Raw genomic sequence first — 6,410 nt, 5'->3', positions numbered from 1 at the left:
GCGGCTTACGGGAAGACGGACCACCGGCCCCTGGCCGCCGCGTTGCGCGGCACCGGTGATCCACGGCACCACCTCGACGAGGCCTTCGCCGCGCTCGGCCTGCCGACCCTCCCCGCCGGCTTCGGGCACCGACCAGAGCCCTTGGCCGAGGCGAGGGGGGCGCAGTTGGTGGAGCGGCGGTCCTTCCTACGCGCCATCAAGGAGTCGCTGTCATCGGAGAGCGACGGCACCTCCAGCGGACAACTGCCGCCCTTGTCCTGACCCTGGCCAGCTGACCAGAAGGACGGGACGTGGAAGACGACAGCGTGCCGGATTGGGCTTGCCAGGCGTTTCGTTTCGCCAGTACGACACTGTTGTGCACGGGCGGGTGATTCTGCGGCTGTTCACTCCCGCGCCCTGGAGGAGGCTGTCGGCCATCAAGCTCGCGTGGGACCTGACCGTCGACCCAGCCGAGCAAGAGGCCATGCGCCGCATCGTTGCACGAGTGCCCCGACGCCGACGTCACCATCAACCCCGCCCCCTGACCCGGGCGCCATGGGGCCCAGGCCTGCAAGGGCACGGGCCCCATGGCGAGCGCGGGCCAGGGGAGGTTCTTCAAAATCCGGCGGCTTCGCCGGCTGGGGCAGGGGACGAAGCAGTCCCCCTTGCCCTCCCGTGCCTTGGGTGGGTGAGTACGCGGGCGGTCTCTTGGTCAGCGACATTGCCGAGACTGCCGGCGACTGCCTTTCACTTGTCAGCCCGCGGAGTTGCAGCTGAGGTCGCTTCGGGTCAGCGTTTCGACCGGCAGCACGATGATGTCGGTAGCGCCGATGTTGGGAAGACAGATGTCGGGAATGGGGGCAGCGGTCGCGGTGCCGGCGGTGGTGAGCACGCCGGCAGCGGCGAAAGCCACGACGGCCAGGGCGGTACGGATGCGCATGTATGTTCCTTGAGTCGTCGGAACGCGCCACGGTCTGGGCGGTGCCCATGCATGCCCTCGGCGCTGTGGGAGCAATGCTCGATCCCCTTCAGCACCGGGCGTCGAATCGCCCAGACGTAGGGATCGCATCACTCCGCGGGGTGACTGCTCACCGCAGTGGCGTGGGTGTGGCGATGGGCATGACCGAGAAGCGCCGATCCTGGGCTGCGTCGTGATCATTGGGCGCTTTCCAGCGAACCGGTGCGTCCATCAGCGGTTGGCTTGGTAGTACGCGTTTCATCTCTGCTTCTGTCTGACCCCCCGACGTGACGAACTGTTCGAACTGGCCGACGCGCTGTTGTGCGTCGAGGGGCCGGTCACCTCGCCGGTGGACCTGACGATGGTGCCCGAGCACCGGCGTGGGCACGGAGCGTTGTACGGAGCCCTCAACCAGGGCAGGATCGACGTCGAGGGACTGCGGACCTTGCTCGCAGGGCTGCCGTTGCCCCGGTTCGAGGGCGGCCGCCTGGTGCTGGCGGCCGACGTGTCGCCGTGGCTGCGCTCGGACGCGCGCCGTGCTCGGCAGACCGGCTGTTCTGCAACGTCTACGGCCGGGCGAAGTCCGCCGCCCAGTTCATCCCGGGCTGGCCGTACTCCTTCGTCGCCGCCCTCGAACCGGGAGCTACCTCGTGGACCTGGTCGTCGGGGTTGCTGCCGAGCGCCTTGCGCGGAGAGTCGATGATGAGGATCGATGGAACGAGGACGTCAGGGTGGGTGAGACCGCATTCCAGGAGCGCGAGGTGGTAGGCGATGTTGACGCCGGCCTGGAGACTCCCGCCTGAAGCCTGAAGGCTTTCGAAAGGCGTGTTGTGCCGTGCCGCTTGGGCGAGGGTCTGGAACACGGCCGTCGGGAACACCCTCGGCTTCACGGGCCCCGGGCAGCCGAAACACAGCGTCACGGTCGCCCGCCTGAGCGACGCCACGGGCTTCGTCTACACGGACCTGGTCGCCGTCGCGGGACCACCCGGCTCACGGCATGTCTGGGAGGCGCCCCCGGCCAGACCTCGAAGTGCTACTCCGTGCCGTCCCCCTGGGCCCTGGCGGGCGCGAGCGGCAGTTTCGCGGCGACGCCGACGCCCACGCAGGTCTCGGCGCAGCCACTGGGGGCCGCGGGCCGTCGCCTCGCGCCACGGTCAACCTCGGTCTGGACGGTGGGTACGTGGTGACCCCCACACCCCGTACCCCTGACACCGTTCATGCCCCTACCGCTCCTTGGTCTCCTCCAGCACCGTCCTGCCCAGCAGGGCGTACCGCTCGGGGGAGCGGTGCTTGAGGTACTGGGCGTAGCCGATGCCCGTCGCCGCGACCAGGGCCACCAGCCACGGGGTCGCCTTCAGCAGCAGCGAGCCGGACTCCGTGCCCGCCGCGACGCCCATGTTGGACACCAGCAGGACTACCACGCCGAGCATCGCGATGCCGCCGATGAGCGGGGCGGCGAAGGTCCTGAACCAGTGGCGGCTCTCGGGGTGGTTCCTGCGGAAGTAGACCAGCACCGCGAAGGAGCAGACGGCCTGGACGACCAGGATCGCCATCGTGCCGAGGATCGCGAGGAGGACGTACAGCGCGTTGTACGGGTCCTTGCCGGCCGCCCAGAACGCGCCGATGAGGACGGCGGACACGGCCGTCTGGACCAGGCCCGCGATGTGCGGGGAGCCGTGCCTGGCGTGGGTGCGGCCGACCGTGCGCTTGAGGGACGGCAGGACGCCCTCGCGGCCCAGCGCGTACATGTAGCGGGCGGCGCAGTTGTGGAAGGCCATGCCGCAGGCCAGCGAGCCGGTGATCATCAGCCACTGCATGACGACGACCGCCCAGTGGCCGACGTAGTGCTCGGTCGGGTTGAAGAAGAGGTCGAGCGGGTTCGCGGAGGACGCGGCCTTCACGGCCTCCGCCTCGCCGTTGCCGGTGATGGCCATCCAGGAGACGAAGACGTAGAAGACACCGACGCCGAGGACGCTGATCATCGTCGCCTTGGGGATGATCTTCTTCGGGTCGCGGGACTCCTCGCCGTACATCGCCGTCGACTCGAAGCCGACCCACGACCAGAAGGCGAAGAAGAGGCCGAGGCCGGCGGAGGTGCCCTTGAAGGCGTTGACCGGGTTGACCGGGCCGAAGGTGAAGCCGTGCGGGCCGCCCCCGTGCAGGGCGACCGAGATGGCCATGGCCGCGAGGACGGTGACCTCGGTGCCGAGGAGCACGACGAGCAGCTTCTCGGCGACGCTGACGCCGAACCAGGTGCCGGTCGCGTTGACGGCGAGCATCAGGATCGCGAACGCCCACCACGGGACGTCAACGCCCGTCTGGTCCTTGAGCGTTGTGTTGGCGAAGACCGAGAAGATGCCGATCAGCGCCGGCTCGAAGACGACGTACGCGAAGGTCGCGAGGAGGCCGGAGGCGAGGCCCGCGGTGCGGCCGAGGCCGTAGGAGATGAAGCCGTAGAAGGCGCCGGTGGACGTGATGTGCTTCGCCATCGACGTGAAGCCGACCGAAAAGATTGCCAGGACGACCATTGCGACGAGATAGCTCGCCGGGGCTCCTATGCCGTTGCCCGACGACACCATGAAGGGCACGTTGCCGGTCATCGCGGTGATCGGGGCGGCGGTCGCGACGGCCATGAAGACCACGCCCAGCAGGCCGATCGCGTTGGGCTTAAGCCGGTGAACCGTGCTTTCTTCGCCCGATTCCGTCGCCGGGGCGACTCCCTCGTCCACTGCCATCGCCGGTGGCCCCTCTCCTGCTGCTCGCTGCTTGCACTGGACCGGAACTCTGTAGACCGAATGAGTCGAGCAAGGGTCTCGGGGCGTTAAATGTTTGTCAACCAGACCTTTAGAAACCTGGCGCAACCTGTAGGCAACACACGGCTCGTACGGTCACCGCCATGACCGTCTACACGTCCACTCTCGGCGTCGAACGCTTCCGCTTCGGCTCCCTCGCGCACCTCCTCGCCGCCGCGAGCCCCGAGCGCTCCGGCGACCGGCTCGCCGGCCTCGCCGCCGCGAGCGCCCGGGAACGGGTCGCCGCGCGCTGGGCCCTCGCCGAGGTGCCGCTCGCGACCTTCCTGACCGAGCCGGTGATCCCGTACGAGACCGACGACGTGACCCGGTTGATCCTCGACACGCATGACGCGGCGGCCTTCGCGCCCGTGGGCGGGATGACGGTCGGCGAGCTGAGGGAATGGCTGCTGGCGGCAGGGAGCGAGGCGCTGTCGGCGGTGGCGCCCGGGCTGACCCCGGAGATGGTCGCGGCGGTCTCGAAGCTGATGGGCAACGCCGATCTCGTCGCCGCGGCCCGCAAGGTCCGGGTCGTGACGGCGTTCCGCTCGACGATCGGACTGCCGGGGCGGCTGGCCACCCGCCTCCAGCCCAACCACCCGACGGACGACCCGGCGGGAGTGGCGGCGGCCCTGCTGGACGGCCTGCTGCTCGGCTCCGGCGACGCGGTGATCGGCATCAACCCGGCGACGGACAGCCCGAAGGCGACGAGGGCACTGCTGGAGCTGCTGGACGGTGTGATCGGCCGGTACTCGATCCCGACCCAGTCGTCGGTGCTGTGCCATGTGTCGACGAGCGTGCAGCTGATGGAGCAGGGCGCCCCCGTCGACCTGGTCTTCCAGTCCATCGCCGGCACCCAGGCGGCGAACGCCTCCTTCGGTGTCACGCTCGGCCTCCTCGACGAGGCGCACGAGGCGGCGCGCGGGCTCGGCCGGGGGACGGTCGGCAACAACGTCATGTACTTCGAGACCGGCCAGGGCAGCGCCCTGTCCGCCGACGCGCACCACGGTGTGGACCAGCAGACGGTGGAGGCGAGGGCGTACGCGGTGGCCCGTCGCTACGAGCCCCTGCTGGTGAACACGGTCGTCGGCTTCATCGGCCCGGAGTACCTCTACGACGGCCGCCAGATCCTCCGCGCTGCCCTGGAGGACCACTTCTGCGGCAAACTCCTCGGCCTCCCCATGGGCCTGGACATCTGCTACACGAACCACGCCGACGCCGATGACGACGACGTGGCGACCATGCTGACCATGCTCGGCGTCGCGGGCGCGTCGTTCGTGATCTGCACGCCGGGCGGCGACGACATCATGCTCAACTACCAATCGGCCTCTTACCACGACGCGTTGTACCTCCGTGAGGTCCTCGGCCTGCGCCCGGCACCGGAGTTCGAGGCATGGCTGGGGTCGATCGGACTGCTGGACGAAGCGGGTTCGATCAGGGAGGTGCCGTCGGACTCGGCGCATCCCCTCACGGCGATCGGAAGGGAACTGGCGGCATGACGAACGGCCAAGTCGATCTCACCGTCGGGGACCTGCCCCTCTGGTCCGCGCTGCGCCGGCACACCCAGGCCCGTATCGGCCTCGGCCGCGCGGGCACCTCGCTGCCGACGCGGCACCGGCTCGAACTCCAGTCCGCGCACGCGGCGGCACGGGACGCGGTGCACTCGCCGTTCGAGCCGGAGGTGGTGGCGGCGGGGCTCGCGGGGAGGGAGACGGTACGGGTCCGCAGCGCGGCGGGTGATCGCCTCACGTACCTCCAACGCCCCGATCTGGGGCGCCGGTTGGACCCGATGGACCGTGCGCATTTGCCCGTCGGTGACTGGGACGTGGTGCTCGTCGTCGCGGACGGGTTGTCCAGCCGGGCCGTGCACGAGCACGCGGCTGCGATGGTGCGGGGCACGGTGGCGCGGCTCGTGGGATGGCGGGTGGCGCCGGTGGTACTGGCCGAACAGGCTCGGGTGGCCCTAGGCGACGACATCGCGTCCGCGATGGGAGCGGCGATGGTGGTCGTGTTCGTCGGCGAACGACCGGGGATGTCGGCGGCGGACTCGCTGGGCGCGTACCTGACGTACCGGCCGAGGCCGGGGGAGACGACGGACGCGGACCGCAACTGCCTGAGCAACATCCGGCCGCCCCTGGGCCTGACGTATGAGCTGGCAGCGGAGAAGTTGGCGGGGTTGATGGGGAGGGGGCGGGAGCTGGGGGTCACCGGGGTGGGACTGAAGGACGAAAGCGATCACGAAGCTGTCGGCGAGCGGCTACTCTGAGTGGTGGCTGGTCTGCGAGGGCGGGAGAGGACGGTGTCGCCGTCTCCCTTGGCCCGGCGGATCAGGAGTTCGCCGTTGGCGTCGTAGAGGTAGCTCGGGTGTACTTTCGCGAGCTGTGGTAGGCGCTGACGGCCGCGAAGTACAGCACCCGCGCTGCCGGCGGCGCCGCCGCCGATGAGGAGGGCCTTGGTGGCTTGGGTGCCGCCGCGCCAGGCGGTGAACGCGGCGACGGAGCCGACGTGCAGGGCCACGGACAGGGCCAGCAGCATCGCCAGCAACTGGAAGGGGGTCATCGTGTCTCCCTCGGGTGAGGCTCGGGCCCATCGGTGAGGGCCGTTCGCGACCAACCCGCCTCGCTGAACCGGCAGCTCATCCTGGACACTGGCTCTCACCCTCATCGAACGAGAAGGGCCGGGTC

At 69.7% G+C, this 6,410-nt stretch carries 7 protein-coding genes and 2 pseudogenes; 5 read left to right on the top strand and 4 right to left on the bottom strand.

Annotated elements, in window-relative coordinates:
* Nucleotides 1-261, top strand: a pseudogene (locus ACGFNV_RS46340) (hypothetical protein); the annotation flags it as partial.
* A 472-nt stretch (nt 262-733) separates the two neighbouring features.
* On the opposite strand, the gene ACGFNV_RS46335 reads toward ACGFNV_RS46340, so the two are convergent.
* The gene (locus ACGFNV_RS46335; RefSeq protein ID WP_393631657.1) at nt 734-919 is read right to left on the bottom strand and encodes a hypothetical protein; all 186 of its coding nucleotides are present in this window, start codon (nt 917-919) and stop codon (nt 734-736) included.
* 289 nt (nt 920-1,208) lie between these two features.
* On the opposite strand from ACGFNV_RS46335, the pseudogene ACGFNV_RS46330 reads away from it, so the two are divergent.
* Nucleotides 1,209-1,594 (top strand): annotated as a pseudogene (locus ACGFNV_RS46330) (transposase); the annotation flags it as partial.
* On the opposite strand, the gene ACGFNV_RS46325 reads toward ACGFNV_RS46330, so the two are convergent.
* The gene (locus tag ACGFNV_RS46325; protein WP_393631663.1) at nt 1,504-1,881 is read right to left on the bottom strand and encodes a hypothetical protein; all 378 of its coding nucleotides are present in this window, start codon (nt 1,879-1,881) and stop codon (nt 1,504-1,506) included. The pseudogene ACGFNV_RS46330 and the gene ACGFNV_RS46325 overlap by 91 nt on opposite strands.
* Here ACGFNV_RS46325 and ACGFNV_RS46320 point away from each other — a divergent pair.
* Complete coding sequence (locus ACGFNV_RS46320) at nt 1,763-2,146, top strand: DUF2690 domain-containing protein (protein ID WP_393631655.1); 384 nt, start codon at nt 1,763-1,765, stop codon at nt 2,144-2,146. The genes ACGFNV_RS46325 and ACGFNV_RS46320 overlap by 119 nt on opposite strands.
* Nucleotides 2,147-2,160: 14 nt before the next feature.
* Here ACGFNV_RS46320 and ACGFNV_RS46315 read toward each other — a convergent pair whose 3' ends face one another.
* On the bottom strand, nt 2,161-3,672 hold the full coding sequence (locus ACGFNV_RS46315; RefSeq protein ID WP_393631653.1) for an APC family permease: 1,512 nt from the start codon (nt 3,670-3,672) through the stop codon (nt 2,161-2,163).
* A gap of 161 nt (nt 3,673-3,833) precedes the next feature.
* Here ACGFNV_RS46315 and ACGFNV_RS46310 point away from each other — a divergent pair, with 161 nt between their 5' ends.
* On the top strand, nt 3,834-5,225 hold the full coding sequence (locus tag ACGFNV_RS46310; RefSeq protein ID WP_393631651.1) for an ethanolamine ammonia-lyase subunit EutB: 1,392 nt from the start codon (nt 3,834-3,836) through the stop codon (nt 5,223-5,225).
* Complete coding sequence (eutC, locus tag ACGFNV_RS46305) at nt 5,222-5,992, top strand: ethanolamine ammonia-lyase subunit EutC (protein WP_393631649.1); 771 nt, start codon at nt 5,222-5,224, stop codon at nt 5,990-5,992. Before ACGFNV_RS46310 ends, eutC begins: the two co-directional genes overlap by 4 nt.
* Here the strand turns inward: eutC and ACGFNV_RS46300 are convergent.
* Complete coding sequence (locus ACGFNV_RS46300) at nt 5,962-6,285, bottom strand: hypothetical protein (RefSeq protein ID WP_393631647.1); 324 nt, start codon at nt 6,283-6,285, stop codon at nt 5,962-5,964. The two genes, eutC and ACGFNV_RS46300, sit on opposite strands and share 31 nt — an antisense overlap.
* Nucleotides 6,286-6,410: the final 125 nt, after the last annotated feature.

The sequence above is a fragment of the Streptomyces sp. NPDC048751 genome (genome assembly GCF_043198595.1).
Taxonomy (GTDB): Bacteria; Actinomycetota; Actinomycetes; order Streptomycetales; family Streptomycetaceae; genus Streptomyces.
The sequence above is the reverse complement of the archived record's forward strand: the minus strand, read 5'-3'. Positions and strand labels throughout refer to the sequence as shown.